At 33.5% G+C, this 16085-nt stretch carries 21 protein-coding genes; 11 read left to right on the plus strand and 10 right to left on the minus strand.

Features of this window, described 5'->3' with window-relative positions:
- The first annotated feature begins 71 nt into the window (after nt 1-71).
- Genes comGA through AA0X95_RS11035 form a run of 3 tightly spaced genes read left to right on the plus strand, consistent with a single transcriptional unit; the run spans nt 72 to nt 1556 of the window.
- Nucleotides 72-1157, plus strand: a complete 1086-nt coding sequence (gene comGA, locus AA0X95_RS11025) for a competence type IV pilus ATPase ComGA (RefSeq protein WP_413308805.1) — start codon at nt 72-74, stop codon at nt 1155-1157.
- Nucleotides 1144-1293, plus strand: coding sequence for a hypothetical protein (locus tag AA0X95_RS11030; protein WP_413308807.1), 150 nt, complete (start codon nt 1144-1146; stop codon nt 1291-1293). The genes comGA and AA0X95_RS11030 overlap by 14 nt, the downstream gene beginning before the upstream one ends.
- Nucleotides 1294-1319: 26 nt before the next feature.
- Nucleotides 1320-1556, plus strand: a complete 237-nt coding sequence (locus AA0X95_RS11035) for a hypothetical protein (protein ID WP_413308809.1) — start codon at nt 1320-1322, stop codon at nt 1554-1556.
- A 195-nt stretch (nt 1557-1751) separates the two neighbouring features.
- Here AA0X95_RS11035 and AA0X95_RS11040 read toward each other — a convergent pair whose 3' ends face one another.
- From AA0X95_RS11040 to AA0X95_RS11050, 3 genes are all read right to left on the minus strand, one after another.
- Nucleotides 1752-2411, minus strand: coding sequence for a hypothetical protein (locus AA0X95_RS11040; RefSeq protein WP_413308811.1), 660 nt, complete (start codon nt 2409-2411; stop codon nt 1752-1754).
- A gap of 146 nt (nt 2412-2557) precedes the next feature.
- Nucleotides 2558-3070 (minus strand): hypothetical protein, encoded by a 513-nt coding sequence (locus tag AA0X95_RS11045; protein WP_413308813.1) that lies wholly within the window; start codon nt 3068-3070, stop codon nt 2558-2560.
- The gene (locus AA0X95_RS11050; RefSeq protein WP_413308815.1) at nt 3067-3333 is read right to left on the minus strand and encodes a hypothetical protein; all 267 of its coding nucleotides are present in this window, start codon (nt 3331-3333) and stop codon (nt 3067-3069) included. The genes AA0X95_RS11045 and AA0X95_RS11050 overlap by 4 nt, the downstream gene beginning before the upstream one ends.
- 880 nt (nt 3334-4213) lie before the next feature.
- Between AA0X95_RS11050 and AA0X95_RS11055 the strand changes: the two genes are divergently transcribed.
- From AA0X95_RS11055 to AA0X95_RS11075, 5 genes are all read left to right on the plus strand, one after another.
- Nucleotides 4214-5179 (plus strand): hypothetical protein, encoded by a 966-nt coding sequence (locus AA0X95_RS11055; protein WP_413308817.1) that lies wholly within the window; start codon nt 4214-4216, stop codon nt 5177-5179.
- Between the two features lie 127 nt (nt 5180-5306).
- The gene (locus AA0X95_RS11060; protein WP_413308819.1) at nt 5307-5672 is read left to right on the plus strand and encodes a hypothetical protein; all 366 of its coding nucleotides are present in this window, start codon (nt 5307-5309) and stop codon (nt 5670-5672) included.
- Nucleotides 5673-5879: 207 nt separating this feature from the next.
- Entirely contained in the window at nt 5880-6527 is a 648-nt protein-coding gene (locus tag AA0X95_RS11065) for an excalibur calcium-binding domain-containing protein (RefSeq protein ID WP_413308821.1), read from the plus strand.
- A 23-nt stretch (nt 6528-6550) separates the two neighbouring features.
- Nucleotides 6551-7165 (plus strand): hypothetical protein, encoded by a 615-nt coding sequence (locus AA0X95_RS11070; protein WP_413308823.1) that lies wholly within the window; start codon nt 6551-6553, stop codon nt 7163-7165.
- Between the two features lie 364 nt (nt 7166-7529).
- Nucleotides 7530-8159: a recombinase family protein gene (locus tag AA0X95_RS11075; protein WP_413308825.1), complete on the plus strand. Its 630-nt coding sequence runs from the start codon at nt 7530-7532 to the stop codon at nt 8157-8159.
- Nucleotides 8160-8326: 167 nt separating this feature from the next.
- Here AA0X95_RS11075 and AA0X95_RS11080 read toward each other — a convergent pair whose 3' ends face one another.
- Nucleotides 8327-8503 (minus strand): hypothetical protein, encoded by a 177-nt coding sequence (locus AA0X95_RS11080; protein ID WP_413308828.1) that lies wholly within the window; start codon nt 8501-8503, stop codon nt 8327-8329.
- Nucleotides 8504-8725: 222 nt separating this feature from the next.
- Between AA0X95_RS11080 and AA0X95_RS11085 the strand changes: the two genes are divergently transcribed.
- Nucleotides 8726-9061 (plus strand): hypothetical protein, encoded by a 336-nt coding sequence (locus tag AA0X95_RS11085; RefSeq protein ID WP_413308830.1) that lies wholly within the window; start codon nt 8726-8728, stop codon nt 9059-9061.
- A 58-nt stretch (nt 9062-9119) separates the two neighbouring features.
- Here the strand turns inward: AA0X95_RS11085 and AA0X95_RS11090 are convergent, their stop codons facing one another.
- From AA0X95_RS11090 to AA0X95_RS11100, 3 genes are all read right to left on the minus strand, one after another.
- Entirely contained in the window at nt 9120-9665 is a 546-nt protein-coding gene (locus AA0X95_RS11090; RefSeq protein ID WP_413308832.1) for a hypothetical protein, read from the minus strand.
- A complete protein-coding gene (locus AA0X95_RS11095) occupies nt 9652-10548 on the minus strand; it encodes a hypothetical protein (protein ID WP_413308834.1) in 897 nt (298 codons plus the stop codon). Before AA0X95_RS11095 ends, AA0X95_RS11090 begins: the two co-directional genes overlap by 14 nt.
- A 154-nt stretch (nt 10549-10702) precedes the next feature.
- The gene (locus AA0X95_RS11100; protein ID WP_413308836.1) at nt 10703-11365 is read right to left on the minus strand and encodes a DNA-3-methyladenine glycosylase family protein; all 663 of its coding nucleotides are present in this window, start codon (nt 11363-11365) and stop codon (nt 10703-10705) included.
- Between the two features lie 109 nt (nt 11366-11474).
- On the opposite strand from AA0X95_RS11100, the gene yhdJ reads away from it, so the two are divergent.
- Nucleotides 11475-12380 carry an adenine-specific DNA-methyltransferase gene (gene yhdJ, locus AA0X95_RS11105; RefSeq protein ID WP_413308838.1) on the plus strand — a complete coding sequence of 302 codons (906 nt, stop codon included), beginning with the start codon at nt 11475-11477 and terminating at the stop codon, nt 12378-12380.
- Between the two features lie 21 nt (nt 12381-12401).
- On the opposite strand, the gene AA0X95_RS11110 is transcribed toward yhdJ, so the two are convergent.
- Together AA0X95_RS11110 and AA0X95_RS11115 are read right to left on the minus strand one after the other, a co-directional pair.
- Nucleotides 12402-13478 carry a hypothetical protein gene (locus tag AA0X95_RS11110; RefSeq protein WP_413308840.1) on the minus strand — a complete coding sequence of 359 codons (1077 nt, stop codon included), beginning with the start codon at nt 13476-13478 and terminating at the stop codon, nt 12402-12404.
- A complete protein-coding gene (locus AA0X95_RS11115) occupies nt 13471-13728 on the minus strand; it encodes a helix-turn-helix domain-containing protein (protein WP_413308842.1) in 258 nt (85 codons plus the stop codon). Before AA0X95_RS11115 ends, AA0X95_RS11110 begins: the two co-directional genes overlap by 8 nt.
- 114 nt (nt 13729-13842) lie before the next feature.
- On the opposite strand from AA0X95_RS11115, the gene AA0X95_RS11120 reads away from it, so the two are divergent.
- Complete coding sequence (locus tag AA0X95_RS11120; protein WP_413308844.1) at nt 13843-14352, plus strand: hypothetical protein; 510 nt, start codon at nt 13843-13845, stop codon at nt 14350-14352.
- Nucleotides 14353-14449: 97 nt separating this feature from the next.
- On the opposite strand, the gene AA0X95_RS11125 is transcribed toward AA0X95_RS11120, so the two are convergent.
- Complete coding sequence (locus AA0X95_RS11125) at nt 14450-16024, minus strand: recombinase family protein (protein ID WP_413308846.1); 1575 nt, start codon at nt 16022-16024, stop codon at nt 14450-14452.
- Nucleotides 16025-16085 lie beyond the last annotated feature (61 nt).

The following is a 16085-nucleotide window of genomic DNA, read 5'->3' on the forward strand; positions in this document are numbered from 1 at the left end:
TTAAAAAAAATTAAAAATAAAGAAGGAAGAGATAGAATCTTGTCGAATGTTAGTTAGGAGAAAATAAAAAGGTGGTGGTATTCATTGCCAGTTCAATTGAATTATTAGCTAATCGGATCATCTCAGATGCTGCTAGAAATCAGGCAACAGATATTCACATTATTCCAAGAAAAAAAGACACACTCGTCCAAATACGTTTGACCAACAAACTCATTCCTCGACTCTCTCTTCCAAAAGAAGAATGCGACAGATTAGTTTCCCATTTTAAATTTACAGCCAATATGGATATCGGAGAAAGAAGGCGTCCGCAGAGCGGTGCTATTTTTTGTGAGGTAGACGGACATGTGATGGGCCTCAGGCTTTCCACTCTACCATCAAATAACAGAGAGAGCCTCGTCATCAGGTTTTTACCCCAACAAGAACAGATTCCCTTTCATCAACTCTCATTATTTCCTTCAATGACTAGAAAGCTGTTAGCCCTTCTCAAACACGCTCATGGATTAATTATCTTCACAGGTCCCACGGGATCTGGAAAAACGACAACACTCTACTCTTTACTAAATGAAACAGCTCATTTATTCCATCGAAATGTGATTACACTTGAAGATCCTATTGAAAAAAATTATGATTCTGTTCTTCAGGTTCAGGTCAATGAAAAAGCAGGAGTCACATATGCTGCAGGACTAAAGGCCATTTTGCGCCATGACCCAGACATTATTATGGTTGGCGAAATTCGGGATGCTGAAACCGCCAAGATAGCTGTTCGTGCTTCTTTAACAGGACACTTAGTGCTTTCAACCATGCATACACGAGATGCTAAAGGGGCTGTATACCGTCTTCGAGAATTTGGTGTGAATTGGTTGGAGGTGGAACAGACACTAATTGCTGTTACTGCCCAACGACTTGTAGAACTTACTTGTCCATTTTGCGAGGGTGAGTGTTCTCCAAATTGTTATTCGTATGGAAGATGGAAACGAGCAAGTGTATTTGAACTTTTGTCAGGAAGGAATTTACATGCCGTTATGAAAGCGGCAAGGGGAGAGGTGATGATTCCTAGGTACCGAACCATTAAGGATGTTATTAATAAAGGTATTGCCTTAGGATATATTCAAGAATCTGAATATGAACGACTGGTGTATGAAGATGAAACCTCGTAAATGGTCGGTAAATGAACAAGCCAGTTTTCTAAAGAGAACGGGGGAATTACTAGCAAGGGGATACCCAATTGCAGAAGCAACCGCATTTACAGATACTGAAGAGAAAATGCTGATATATCAATGTTTTAACCGCTGAAAATATTTATCAAAAGGGGTTTTAAGATGTATCACTTTAGGATGCGTGGAACAATTAAGGATAATGATTACGATAAGGATAAGGTGTGTGAAGTTCTATATAATAACGGTAAACTGACAGGAAATAAATTGCTAGTACAGAAGGTTAAATCTCAATCTAAGATACATAATACAGGAATGGATGCAACGGCGGTAATGTTACTGATGAGAAACATCTGTACTAATGTTGAGATATGGGGAGAGTATCCAAATATTTATTATTAATAAACAAAAATAGAAGCCCTATAACAATTCGACAAGGTAATCATACGACTAGCTTAATCTAATTTCGTTATAGGGCTTCTCACAAGCATTATTCAGCTTTCAAATGGATTTCTAAGTGGATTCCTAACAGGTACATTAAGTTCATATCTAGTGACTAAGAAACAGGCTGTAAAAAGGGCTACAGTGTACAGCATCTTAACCTAAGTCCTTCAGTGAAGAATGGCTACGTAAATATTTGTAATCAGTTTCAGAGAAGTTCCCACTGACAAACCGCTGTACTTCCTGAATAGATAACGGTAGATAAGTACGTCCATCATTAGTATTAGTAGCTGTAGACTTCACGTTAGAATCCACAAAAACACCATTCTTTCTACCAGCCTGTACTAAGATTTCCTGTATCTTATAATCAAGGCTAGTTAATTCCTTCAGCTTTCCACCTTCTTCAATCATGGTATCAATTAGCTGTTTCTTGTAATACATCATCTTGCTGTAATGCTTCTTTTCCTGTATTTGCTTCTCACTTCGATATAGCCTGTCCAGTTCCACTAGCTTTTCACCAGCTTTAATCTGATGCTGTTTAATTGCATGGTTAAGGACTAGTAAGGCTTCCTGTTTCATTTCTAATTCATCCTTATAACGCTGTAAGGACTTTTTCAGTTTATTAACGTGGGAATCATCAGTTCCTTCTAATACAGCCTTAGCAGAAGCGGACGGGATTTCCTTTTCAGTTAGGAAGCGTATTTCTAGCTGTAAGTACTCTATACGTTCTGAAGTGTCCTGTAGCCTTGTACGGAGTTCTGTTTGCTTCTGATTGTATTCCTCTATAAAGGATTCTACTTGTTGTTTAACTGTCATCTTACTTTTCCTCCTTAGTGTCGTGAATGATAAATGGACTGTTTTCATATCTAAACTTATGCACATCTTCAGGCTTAACCCATGCGATGCCGTCTACAAATTTGTAACCAAATCTCGTATCGTTAAATCTATAGGTTACAGTCCCTTTAGTTGTTACAGACCTGAACGGTTTTACCTCCACCTTTACTAGTTGATTGCTGAAGTAGTTCTGAAGGTACTGTAGTCTTTCTGTTTGAGTGGTCATTTTCATTTCCCCCTAATTTAAAAATTTCCACGTTAGGATTCCAGTACTGAAGCTGGTTGCGATGGATGTATCCTTGAATATTTACTCTGATAGTACGGTGTAGGCTACTGAAGTAAAGCTTATTTTTAAGTAAGAAGTTTACCTTTGAGGTGTAAGCTTTCTTGTTTGTAGTAGCTATCAGGTTGCTGATGCCTATAATAGCTTTGTACCTTGTCTTAGATAATAGGCTGTTTAAGGAATCCTTAGCCTTATCTGAAGCCAAATCTAACGGCTGGAGGTAGTTGATTTCTATCCTTTCAATACGGCTGATAAGTAATTCCAGCTTGATATTCAATTCCTCTTTAGTGATTTCTTCCTGGTACCATTCTTTGCTGTAGTCGATAAGTTCCTGACAGATAGAGTTAATCTCATTCATGTATTCCACATCCTTTTCTTAGCTGTATTTACCATCCTGTTTATGAGAATCAGTTCTGTGATTTCTAGTCCATATTGCTGAAGTATTTCTAGTACTATCTGAAGTTCGTAGTCCTTCCAGCTGTCAGTCTGTTGTTTATATGTGATATTAGCTTTTGTACAGCGTAGCCTAACAGCTATAGACGAATATTTGATGTTATACAGCTTGAATAAAGCTGATAGCGTAGCCGTATCTAAAAGGTTTAGAATATCGTGGTTATTCATTTAGTCACATCCTTTAGTTAAATAAGTCCACAAAAAAGAAACAGGCTTCCCAAAAGGAAACCTGTTCGTCTTTTCAGTTGTTGGAAGGGTATATAAAGTAAGTCTTTAACAAGATGGAAGTAGCTGAAGGATAAAACAGAAAGGGTAAAAACAAATATCCTACAGCTAGTTCCTACTCTTATAGGTGGTTGAAGGGGTGTAAATACTACACTAATCCTGTGTCCATTCTGTGAAACTTTTAACAGTCTAGTAGGCTGTTTTTTTTTATGTCTGTTATTAGCGTTACTTTGCTACGACTTCGGTGAACAGGGCTTTGCCACTGTATCACCTACGTCTAAGCATCCATTAAACAAAAAATCTATATCTGATACTAACACTAATACAGGTCTGGCTATCATGTGTTAGTGTCCTTTTACAGTGTATTTGAAGGTTACTAGTATATAGAAGATGTAGCCCTTTAGGGCGTACAGATTCTAGTACTAGGTCGGGGTATAGGGGTTGACAAACCCCATACGCTAATAAGTCTTAAATTACTATTCATTTCGTTATTTGGTTAGGAGGTTGATTAAGCTACAGTTCTTATCAGTATCTTATAGACTAGAGAAACAAAATGCCTTGAAAATTAGCTTCATCCCTACAGCCACAAGGGATACAGCAATTTTTTTCAACGTAGGTTTTGTGGACAATCTTGCAGTTTCAACGTAGGTTTTGTGGACATTTTTGCATGACCTACAAATAAGCAGCTATCCATACTTTTGTAAGCTGAATGTAGAACTTTGGCATACCCAACCGCCTTTATATGTACAGAAAACTATTTCCTGTCTTTTTGTAAGCTTGGGAATAGCTTCTGAATCACACATAAAAGGAGAAGCTGAAGAAGATGAAAGCTAATGATATTGAATTGTTTAGACATATAACTGAAGATGGTGAAATACAGGAAAAGCTAATTATTCATAATCCTGAAGGTTATGTAGTAGAGGATAAAGATGCCAAAGTAAGAAAGCAAAAGTACTATTTCAATCAAAAGAATTATGAACTTTTTACTGACGTAGTAGGGGGGTTTACTTTCATGTTAGTAGATACATTGAAGGCACTACACAAGGATGCACGTTTTAACGATATGGAAAAGGCTAGAATTATGTTTCTAGGTACTTATGTTTCCTATGATGATAAGGGAAGTTACCTAATGACTAACAACAATAGATTCCTTCTAAAGAAGGATTTAAAGGGGTTACTTGAAATCAGTAACGAAAAGGAATTTTATAAGTTTTATAACAAGATGATTGAAACAGGAATCCTAGAGGAAGAAGTATTAGGACGTTTTGAAATCAGGTTGAAATGGAGTAGTAAATACCACTTTAAAGGGAAGGCATCTAAAGGGGTAGCTGGTGGAACTGAAACAGTTAAAGCCTATGATAGACAGATTCAAGCGTTATATCAGGAAAAGGATACAAAGGGTAAATCAGTTAATACACCTAAGAATCTGTACATCTTATTCATGGTACTTCCTTTTATTAATGTTGAATCAGGTGTACTTTGTCATCAGCAACAGAATCCTATAGAAGATGAATGTCAGCCTATAGAATTAAATGAACTAGCTAAGATGTTCGATTATGCTAAACCTTCAACGCTGAAGAATAAACTTTTAGGATGTAAGCTTTATAGTACCAATGTTTTCTTTATCGGTGAAGGGATGAAGGGTAGAAAGAAATATACTCGTATTTTCGTAAATCCTTACGTTGCTAGTAGAAGCGGTAGAGTGCCTAATGAATCATTAAAAGCAATGTTCCCTAATACTGAAAAGGCAATTGTAGAGAAACTACAGGATAAGCGGAAAAGTAAGTAAATGATACTTTCCTCACTGGTTTATTAACTTCGCAGGTGGGGATTTTTTCGGTTGTTTCAGGGGAGACTTGAATTAGTCTTTTAGGCGGATTCTAATTAACGTATAATGAATTTGATAGGGGGCTAATATGAAAAAATTATTATTTTATGCAGGGTGCTTAATGTTTATTGTGGGATGTTCTTCACAAGCATCACAGTCTTCACCTGAAGAGACACAGAAAAAGATAGATAAGGCATTTGCTGAAGAAGAACATTTTAATAGAAGTAGGGCTAGAGAGTTTACTCAGAAGGTAGAAGAAATAAAAGGGTATGTTGGTAATGAAGTTTATGGAACTTATGATGAAGTAACCACCAGTTTCCTTCCATGGTCTGAAACAATAGATAAGGGTAATGACACCTATGAAATTAAGGGGATTAATTTTGATGATTCAGTAATAGTTAAATTTGATGATAAAGATATTCTGAAAGAAGTTATTTATGAAGAGAAAAATTAACCTTGGATATTATCTTTTTAACATTTTAAGGTGTAAGTGAATAAACGAGAAATCCTTTACTAAGGAATTCTTATTTCTTGTACAGCTGTCAGTTCACCCTGATAGCTGTATTTTTTTTACATTGATATATTCATAATGTTGTTGAAATAGAATGGTATATATAGGAAAATTATACTATTAGATTGTTCCTGCGTAGGGGGAGTATATATGATTAGTCAGAAAAGGCTATTAAGCACTTTGCTAATTGGCATCTTAATGGCTTTATTAAGTGGTTGTGGTAGTGAAACAACGGCAAGCAGCGTTGTAGAAGCTTTAAAGGATGAAGATTACGATAAGGCTACACAAATTTTTGATGATGCTGTTTACGAATCAGATGAACCATACGAGATACATGAAGCAACTTCACAGGCAATACGAGAATACCTAGATGAAATTTACGGTAATTATTATGATACGAGTGATGAAGATTCTTTCTATACTCTTTTAGATAACATTGAAAATATAGGGATAGATGATGAAGAACTATCTGATGCTATATCTGAATTTAGGGGATTTAAGGACGGAAGAGACAGTGTAGACGATAGTTATACAAATGATGACGAAAGTTATGATGAAGATGAAAGTAATTATGACGATAGCTACGATGACGAAGAATACACCGAAGATGATGAGTATTACGAGGAAGAAGAAGTTTCATCAGAAAATCCTTACACTGCTACAAGTATAGACCACGATTGTACTGACTTTGCAACACAAGAAGATGCACAACTTTTCTACGAGGCTAATGGTGGTCCTGAGTATGACCCACATGATTTAGATAGAGATAATGATGGAATGGCTTGTGATTGGAATTAAGCTGGATGTTTGGAGATGGGGAAATGAATAGACAAAAAGTCGATATGTTATACGAGTTTTTAGAGTTTAATGCAATACAACCGAATTTGCCTAAAGAACAAGCCTATTTAATCAATCAGTGTTCTAACTGTAAAAAAAGTGATGTTTTTCCTTCTGTTATGCCATTAGGATTTTGTGGTTTATCTGATTTTGATAATATAGATTTAAGCTGGGGGAGAATAAATCTCTCTAACGCTAATATTTTTGGGATTTGTGTTGATTGCCTTAAAAGAATAGAGGAAGAAAGAAAAGGTTTTAACGTGTTTTATACACTTCCAAAAAGTTTTGAATTTTTACCTCAGACACCTGAAAATGCTAACTTTTTTTTCGGTGTTGAAACACTAGCAAGTAATCCTATTCATCATGGATTAATATCCGAAGATATTTTTACATTTTCTGAAGAAGAAACAATGTACCAGCGGATAAAGGAAAATGCAGAGTTTACGGCTAAACAATTATTAGTTGAAAATAGATTATTATCAAATAAGATTAATAACATTGAAGCACTACATAAAAAAGAGTTAAAAAAGAAAATTAACTGGACTATATTCTTTACTGCTATTGTGGCAGGTGGTTTTATGGCTTGGTTTAATCATTAAGTAACAGCTGTTAATTCAGCTGTCTTTTTTTATACAGCAGAAAGTAACTGGAAGCAAGGTGATACCAAAAGGCGACACCGTAGGGCATGATTTCAAATAACTTCTAATTGATAATCGTTATCAGTAAAGGCTTTAAGCTGGATGGGGTGGGCATATTCTGACTTTGATACGATTACATCAGCTTCTTAACAGGATACAAAAACACGTTTATTAAGGTATACCTTTAAGGATAATGTAAAGATGCTTTAGTTAGTGTTTATAAAACGCCTAAAATATATTTATAAACGTTTATAAAATATTGTTTACCTTTATAAACGTTGAGTGTATTATTAAATCAATAAATATATTGTTAGGGGTTGCTAATATGAGTAATAAGACATTCGCTTACATACGTGTATCCAGTAAGGAACAGAACATCGACAGACAGCTTCAGGAAATGCTGAAATTAGGCATTAATGAGAGGGATATATTCATTGATAGGGAAAGCGGTAAAGACTTCAACAGAAGCCAATACCAAGCCCTAAAACAGTGTTTACGTGAAGGGGATTTACTTTATATTAAGTCTATTGATAGATTCGGTAGGAACTCACAGGATATTAAGAAAGAGTGGGAATGTATCACAAAAGATATTAAAGCTGATATTAAAGTGTTAGATATGCCCTTATTAGATACCACGCATGAAAAAGATAAGCTGGGTACATTCGTTTCTGACTTAGTGCTACAGGTACTGTCCTTTGTAGCTGATAGGGAACGTGATAACATAAGACAGCGACAGTCTGAAGGGATAGCTGTAGCTAAAGCTAAAGGGAAGCATCTAGGACGTCCACAGCTTAATTTACAAACACTAAGTAAGGATACAAAGGATACACTAGCACAGAACTATAAAGAGTGGATTAATAAAGAGATTACAGCCGTGGAGTTTATGGGATTATTAGGGCTAAAAAAGAATACCTTTTATAAAATCATCAAGGAATATGAAATGGAAATAAACTAGCTTAATGGCTGGTTTATTTTTTTATATAATGATTGATTATTAATAAACAAAAGTATGAAAGAAGCATGGGGTATGGGTATAGGGTGGAAGGGGTAGGTGTGACTTCCGAAAAAGAGTGTTGAAAAATTTTTCGCTATAAAAAATAACCAGTGAATAAATCTCTGGCTTTATTTATCTTCTTCTAGTCTTTTTCTAAGTTTTAAAATAGATTCTTCTAGTATTTTTAATTCTGATTTAGCACTCTTTTTATTGGTAAATGAAAAAAAATCAATTTTTTTAGTGATATTTTCATCTACTTCTTTTGGCTTTATTACTCTAATAATTTGGTCATCAATATTACTCATATAATCACCTCCAATTCAACAGTACACTCCTAAGCCAACAGCTTACAACAGTATTCATTCCAAAAGTGAATATTTTATCTACGCATATTATCCTTCAATGCTGTTTGCACTAGTTACTCTTTGAATATCCAACAAAAAAATATTAAGCTAAGTCTGAAATTAATATCCATCCCGTTATTTAAGTGTGAGACAAAAACAAAATAAAAAGGATGGATGAATATAATGAATAACTTAGAGACTCAAAAGTGGATTGAAAGACAAAATAAAACATGGAAAAAAGAGGGAAGTGTACTAAGGAAGAAGAGAAAAGATTTAGAAGTTAAGGTAAAAGATATCGCTTCATTATTATGTGTTTCTGAATCCCGTTTTTACAGCTTAGAAGTAGGGAGACCTGTTAGTGATGCTGTTCTTCTTCGTAACTCATATAATATGGCATTAGAAAAACTAACAGGGATGGAAAACATGCAATCAGAAGCTAACTATGTTTACAAAGAGGAAAATACATTTACTTTAAAGGTTTTGAAAAACAAGTTACAGGAGTGGATTAAAATTTCTTAAAAAGAAGAAACCGCTGTTTGATTACAGCGGTTTTTTTTTAATGAAGAAGAAAAGGTGACTATACTGGATTACTTCTATAGAAAACAAAATAAAAATTAGTTATAGTTCTGATTAATAACAGAAGAATTTGCAAGGTTGAAAATGTTTCTATAAATAAAAATGTGTTTACTAGTAATGTGACATTAAAGAAGTGGAGAATAAACCCAACAAAGAATATGAAAATTAGTAGAAACAACTGTATAAAAAGTACGTAGACTAGGTTAATAAGCAAGAGTTGATACAAGCTTATGGTGTCATTTCCAATTTTTCTGTTATTAGTCAGTGTTGCTTTCATCCTGTTAATGTTTTGATTATCGCTTGCAATTAAAACAGTCAATGAAGTGATTGTAAAACCAATAAGAATAGCTAGTGTGTTAGGTAAAATATCTCTTAGTTTGCTGATTGCTTTAACTGAATCACCGAGAATTAAGAATGTGATTATAACTAATGTGGATGCAAGCAGTGGTACAATCCACTCAAAGTAAACTTCTTTTCTTTTAATTGTTCTAAAATAATCGATAATTGGAATCAGCCATTCCGCGTATAATAACCTACCCAACCTCATTAAAACTAACTCCCAGTAATTCAGCCATCTTATCCAACACATCCCTTGAATTTACTGTTCCGTTGTCCTCTAGTTCCGCACGCACGTATTCTAATTTTTTCATTACCTCACTATCTAATCTTATGCTGTTTCGGTTTTCATCTTGCCCAAAAATTCTAATTCTTGTTATTTCTGAACCATCTCCAGTGAGTGATTCATAAAATCTTTTAAACATAGTTTTGCCTAATGATTCACCTTTTTTAGCTTTCATTGTAAGGATTACATTCTCTTGCATAGATAAATCTTCTCGTTGAAGTAAGCCCATTGCTTCAGAACCTAATATTCTCTTATGTTTATAAATCTCTCCTACTTTGACCTTTGTCATTCCATTTAGGCTAGAAAGGAAGTCCTCAGAAGGGATAATTCCAAAGGATATTCGGAAGTTAATAGGAAGTCCAATATTTCTTAAATATTCCTTTAGACAATGGTTTAGATACTTTCCTAATTCATTAATGGTAACTCCACTTCTTCTTTCTTCTAAAATTAATTCTGCTTCATGACTATCCAATTTTAAACATAGGTGGGTAAGTTCTTTATCTCCTTCATGTAGTTTTTTGTCGGAGTCTCTAGTAGTCCCATCAACGCTGGACATATAATCAGGAGAATGATTGTATTTACAAGATTTAATAATCATCTTTGCTAAATCAAGATAATTTATTTGTTCCACGATAGTTCTTTCAATTGAAATAGCTTTGTTACTTTTATTAATCTTCATTAAAAAACCAAAGTTATCTACGAAATTAATGAAATTTAAGAAGAATTGTTTGTCAAAAAACTTCTCATTATTACCGTACTTTTCAAAGATGACCGTATAATAGCCTATTTTTCTATCAGCAATACTCAATATAAAAACCTCCAAATTCTCCTAATTTACTACATTTATTTTATAATAGTTTCATAGAGTAAATAAAGGATGAATTGGAATTATATAACAAAAAGTTGAGTGTGTGACCATAAGAAAAGGCACCTAATTCAAAAACTAGCTGCCTTTTTGTACATTAAGCTATTTCATCGATGGAACTAAAATTAACCACAAATCCTTTATTTACCGATTCCCACAAATAAAGTGATGCTAGGGTTAAATGGGGTTTCCATTGATTTAATTTAAGTTCAAGAAGTTTCTTTCCTTCAGTATTGCTTTCTAAATTATATAACCATTTACAAGAACGTTGCAAACCAACGTCACTTAAGGATAAAACATCTGTTCTGCCCAAAGTGAAAATTAAAAACATCTCAGCAGTCCAATTCCCAATACCTTTTACTCGTGACAACTTTTGGATTACTTCTGCATTACTATCCATATGAAGTTGTAACAAATCTAAATCACCCAATAAAACCTTTGTGCTTAAGTCCTTAAGGTAGGTTACTTTCTTTGATGATACTCCAAGATTTCTTAAATCAATATCAGGAATAGATAGAATTGTTTCAGGTTTTACTTCGATACATAGCTTTTTTACTTTTTCATAAATAGTTTTCGCTGGTTTTGGGGAAAGTTGTTGTCCTATAATTGATTTAATCAGGTTCTCATACTCGTGGTGCTTTGTAGGTACTGGTATTGTTAAAGGGCCTATTACATTAATTAGCTTGCCGAGTGTTTTGTCAGAACATCGTAATGTGTTTATCTGTTTAGTGAATGAATTGGATTCAATAAAGGAACTCATCGATATCACCTATTTAGAAATTGAAGTTATTTTGTACTATGTTTTTCTTTATCAAAATATAGTATAATTTATGTCCTACTGAGTATCAAATTAAAGGTGGTAATAAAATTTGTGGAATAACATATTTCGCTTAACTGATTTCAATCATATGGCAAATGAATATAGTTTTGTTGGTGAAGGAGATTCATTAGAATTATTAAAAAAAATTAATGATGAATCTGTTGATATGATATTTGCAGACCCTCCATACAATATTGGAAAAGATTTTGGCAACAATCTTGATAAATGGAAAAATGTAAATGATTATGTTGATTGGTGTAAAAAGTGGATAGATGAATGCTTTAGAGTTTTAAAGCCAACTGGAACATTTTACTTCATGACAGCTACTCAACATATGCCTTATTTAGATATTTACGTTAGTGAAAATTACAACGTTCTTTCACGAATTGTCTGGACGTATGATAGTTCTGGAGTACAATCCAAAAAAATGTATGGTTCACTTTATGAACCAATATTAATGGCTAATAAAAGTGACAAAGCAAGCTATACGTTTAATTATGAAGATATATTAGTTGAGGCAAAGACTGGGGCTACAAGGAAATTAATCGATTATCGTAAAACTCCTCCTCAGCCCTATAATACTAAAAAGGTCCCTGGGAATGTATGGGAGTTTCCGCGAGTAAGGTTTAAAATGGAAGAATACGAAAATCACCCTACTCAAAAACCTGAAGCATTATTAGAACGTATTATCCTAGCTTCAAGTAATATTGGTGATGTTATACTAGACCCATTCTCAGGTTCTTTTTCTACATCATCGGTTGCAGTGAAGAACGGAAGAAAAGCAATTGGGTTTGATGTTAATATAGACTTTTTTAAGATTGGTCTAAGAAGAACAGGGGTTACTACTGTTTTTGATGGGGAACAATTAGTAAAGGATAAAAGTCGAAAAACAAATAATAAGTCCAAAAAGGACCATAGTAAAGACAAAGTTGAACAATTAGAGGCATCTTTTTAGGATGCCTCTTTCTTTTTAATATTAATCAATGTTGTACTCAACTTTACATTGTATTATTAATTCTGTAAGTAATTTTTCAAGTAATTCCTGTTTAATAATTACTTGTAAATACTCTTTTAATGTTTCGATAGTTATTATTTCTTCAAAGCCTGCAAGATAACGTTTATAAACAGACTGGTCAGGATATTCTGCTTTAGCTTGTTCTATTATCTTTTCCATGACTTCTTCAGGGGACATGTTTGTTTTAATCACAAAGGTAATTGGAAATTGGTTCAACTTTTCAATATCTAAAAAATATTTTCTGAAATCAAGCACCTCTGTAACCTGAAAAACTCTACCTAAAGGCTTCATAATAAAATCAATTCCACCATCATTTGCATTGGTTCTCCCTGTTTTATATAAGGTTAGTGGTATTCTTCTTAAGGTTTTTTCTGATTCCCCATAAAAAATAACTCTATCATGATAAGCATATTTTGTAATGCAAAATGATACTATTTCGAAGATTCTTGCATCTACGTTTAGGTCTAATAAACTTAAAATAAATTCTTCAGCTTTATCAGGAAACTTTCTATAATTTTCTTTGTGATGAAGGCAAGTTTCAAAGAAGGTATTGAATCCTTCTCTTTTTAAATTAACGTATGTATCAATAATATTAATAACATCTTCAGAAATATTAATATCACCAACTAATAAAAGTTTTTCATTAATCCAATACCTTTTTGTATCCAAATTGCGAATTATTGGTACTTCATTTAAAGCAGTAAAAAATTTACGAAACTCATCATTACATCTACTATTTAAAGCGTGATTTTGTAAACTTTGACCAAAGGGTAATTCTCTCTGTCTTTTAAAAGCATCTTTAAACATCATCCCGTCATAGTTTTTATACTGTTTACTAACCAAAAATCCTTTTTGTATATAGTCTTCAATTAGGACATACAATGCGTAAAGGTTAGCAAAGGAACCGCGTGCTTTACTAGATGCGTTTACTGATGTTGTTTTTCTGACAAGATATTGAATAAGTGGTGCATTATAAACTTTTTTTGAATATCTAGGGCTATACTTTTCTTCAATTATTTCCTTAATAAAATCACTCATTTTCCTTAGTCTCCTTATTATTATCAAATTCATTAAAAAGATTTGATGAGAAAAACTCTTCTAGAGTTACCTCAAGTGAGTCTGTTATTTTTTTTAAGGTTCCAATCGATATATTTCTTCTTCCATTTTCAACTGAATTTATATAAGTTCTATCTAAGTTACTCAAAAGGGAAAGCCTTAACTGACTTATATCGTTTTTATTTCTTAACTCTTTAATACGTTTACCAACATGAATCTGTAATTTGTCCAAAGGTAGAATCCTCCCATATTTATCAAGTTAGATTTAATATGCACTACTTGCAACGGACTATAAGTCACGTATAGAGTGGGTGATTAATGTGTACAATTTAATGAGGTGGATTTTATGGAAAATAAAATAGTTTGTTTTAGTGCATCTAGTAAAAACGCATCTAAAAATCACTATAAGACAGTAGAAAGCAACGTAATGGTAAGTGATATCTTAAAGTACATTGAACAGATGGATGAAAGTCTAGAAGGAATTAAAAATCTGAGTATGGTCTCAATTTGGGCACTTGGAGATAGTAAAAAGAAGTTTTCTCAATGGTCTAAGTTAAGATGCGGGGACTTAGCGGTGTTTTATTCAAATAAAAAATTCATTTCATATGGAGAGATAATTGGACTAATTGCGAATAATAAAATTGCCAAATTCTTATGGGATGATGAAACATACAAATACATAGTAATAATGAAACCAAATACAATAATTAATAGTTCTAGGGAAAGGTTATGGGGGAAATTCGGTTATTCGAATAAAGCAACAATTCAAGGAATGATGATACCCAATATAAAAAGGCAGAATGATTTTTTGAAAGACTATAATGACCTTTATAGTTTTATGAGGGATATAATGTAGTAAGTGAAATTTGGTATAATTGGGGACAATCACTCATGACATGTAGAAGCGATAGGACAAAAATAAGCCACCGTCTTAATAACGGTGGCTACACGTATTATCTAGTTATAAACCATACATTTACGAATACACCTTTTTCTACTTCTACATTTCCTTCTTCATCTACCCACGTATGAATATCATCACGTCTATAGTAAATTTTATCAATGACTAGCTTTAGTAAACGATTTACTTCAGGATAATCTTCAGGTTGTATCACTGGAATCTTATCTTCGCCTACACGTCTTGTAAGCTTTCCTTTTCGCTTTCCAGCGATTCTTCTTACTTCAGTTATCCAGCGTAATCTATCTTCATACTTCTTCACTACTGTAGCTGTATCCACTGCTGTTAAACGCTTATTTAATTCTACGATGTTAGTTTCTATTTCCTTTATTTCTTTTTCACTTTTATTTTTGACTAGCAACCATTCTTCTTTAGTAAATTCCTCATCTAAGTATTTTTCCCTTGCCTTATCTACCCTGTTTTTCAGCTTTTTCTTGGTGGAATTTAAGTTATCAATCTGTGTTTTTATCTCATTCGCTGTATCTTCTGAAGAAGTATCTAAAGCCTTTTCCCATTCTTTTCGGAATTTCTTTTCTACAGATATCAATTCATTCCAAAAGTATTCCATAAAATTCTTTTCAAGGATTCCACGCATACCACAGCGACACTTCTTAACGATTAATTGCCTTCTTGATGGATTCCATTGAAAGTTCATCTTATAGCCACACTGACAATATATTAAATCTTTAAGAATAGTCCTTACTTCACCCCTAGAACGATTCCTAACCTCATTGTCACCGCTTGTCCGTTCCTTAATGGCATCCTGTACCTTTAACCACTGTTCCATAGAAACGATGGAAGTGAAGGCATCAGGGACTTCTATATCATCAGTGATTTTCCCTTTCTTATCAGAAAGCTTAAATAACAGCGTACCAGTATATTGCTTGTTTTTTAGGATGTTCTGTACTGATTTAAAGGCAAATTTACCTCCATTACTGCTTTTCAAACCTCTTAGATTTAATTCTGATACTATTTGTTTCATGCTAAAGCCTTTTTCTGCTAGGTCGTAACATAGTTTAACTGTAGGTGCATCATTATTAGGCTTTAATGTACGGATTTTATTAACTATGCTTACATCATAACCATATGGTGCTTTAGCTGACACGTATTCACCACGTTTTGCCTTTAAAATCATACCAGTTCGCATTTGGTCTTTAATTGTTCTAAATTCACTACTATTAACCGCAGATTGTATATCATACAATGTTCTTTGTGCATTGATGTTAAGGTCAAATGTTCCTTCTTTTACAGTTATGAGTAGTACATTATTTTCAGCGAGAGTATCAGCTATAATATGACTATTTACTCCACTTCTTGCAAGTCGGGATATTTTAACAGTAACTACAGCATCATACATACCTTTTTCAATATTTTCTAATAAACGCTTCAGTTCTTTTCTTTCTTCAAACTTACTAGCACCTGAAATTATTTCTTCATATTCATCATAGGTATATCCTTTTTCTTCACATAACCTTCTTGTAATTTGTCTGTGGTTACGGAGTGTTTCATCTGTATCTCCTTCACTTCGGCTTTTACGGTTAAAGATTGCTACATGATATTGCTTTGTCATTGATATAGTACCCCGCCTTTTCTTGTAAGCATGTGGCTTGTGACTTTAATATAGATTTATT

This window comes from Neobacillus phoenicis (genome assembly GCF_047302305.1).
GTDB lineage: Bacteria > Bacillota > Bacilli > Bacillales > Cytobacillaceae > Neobacillus.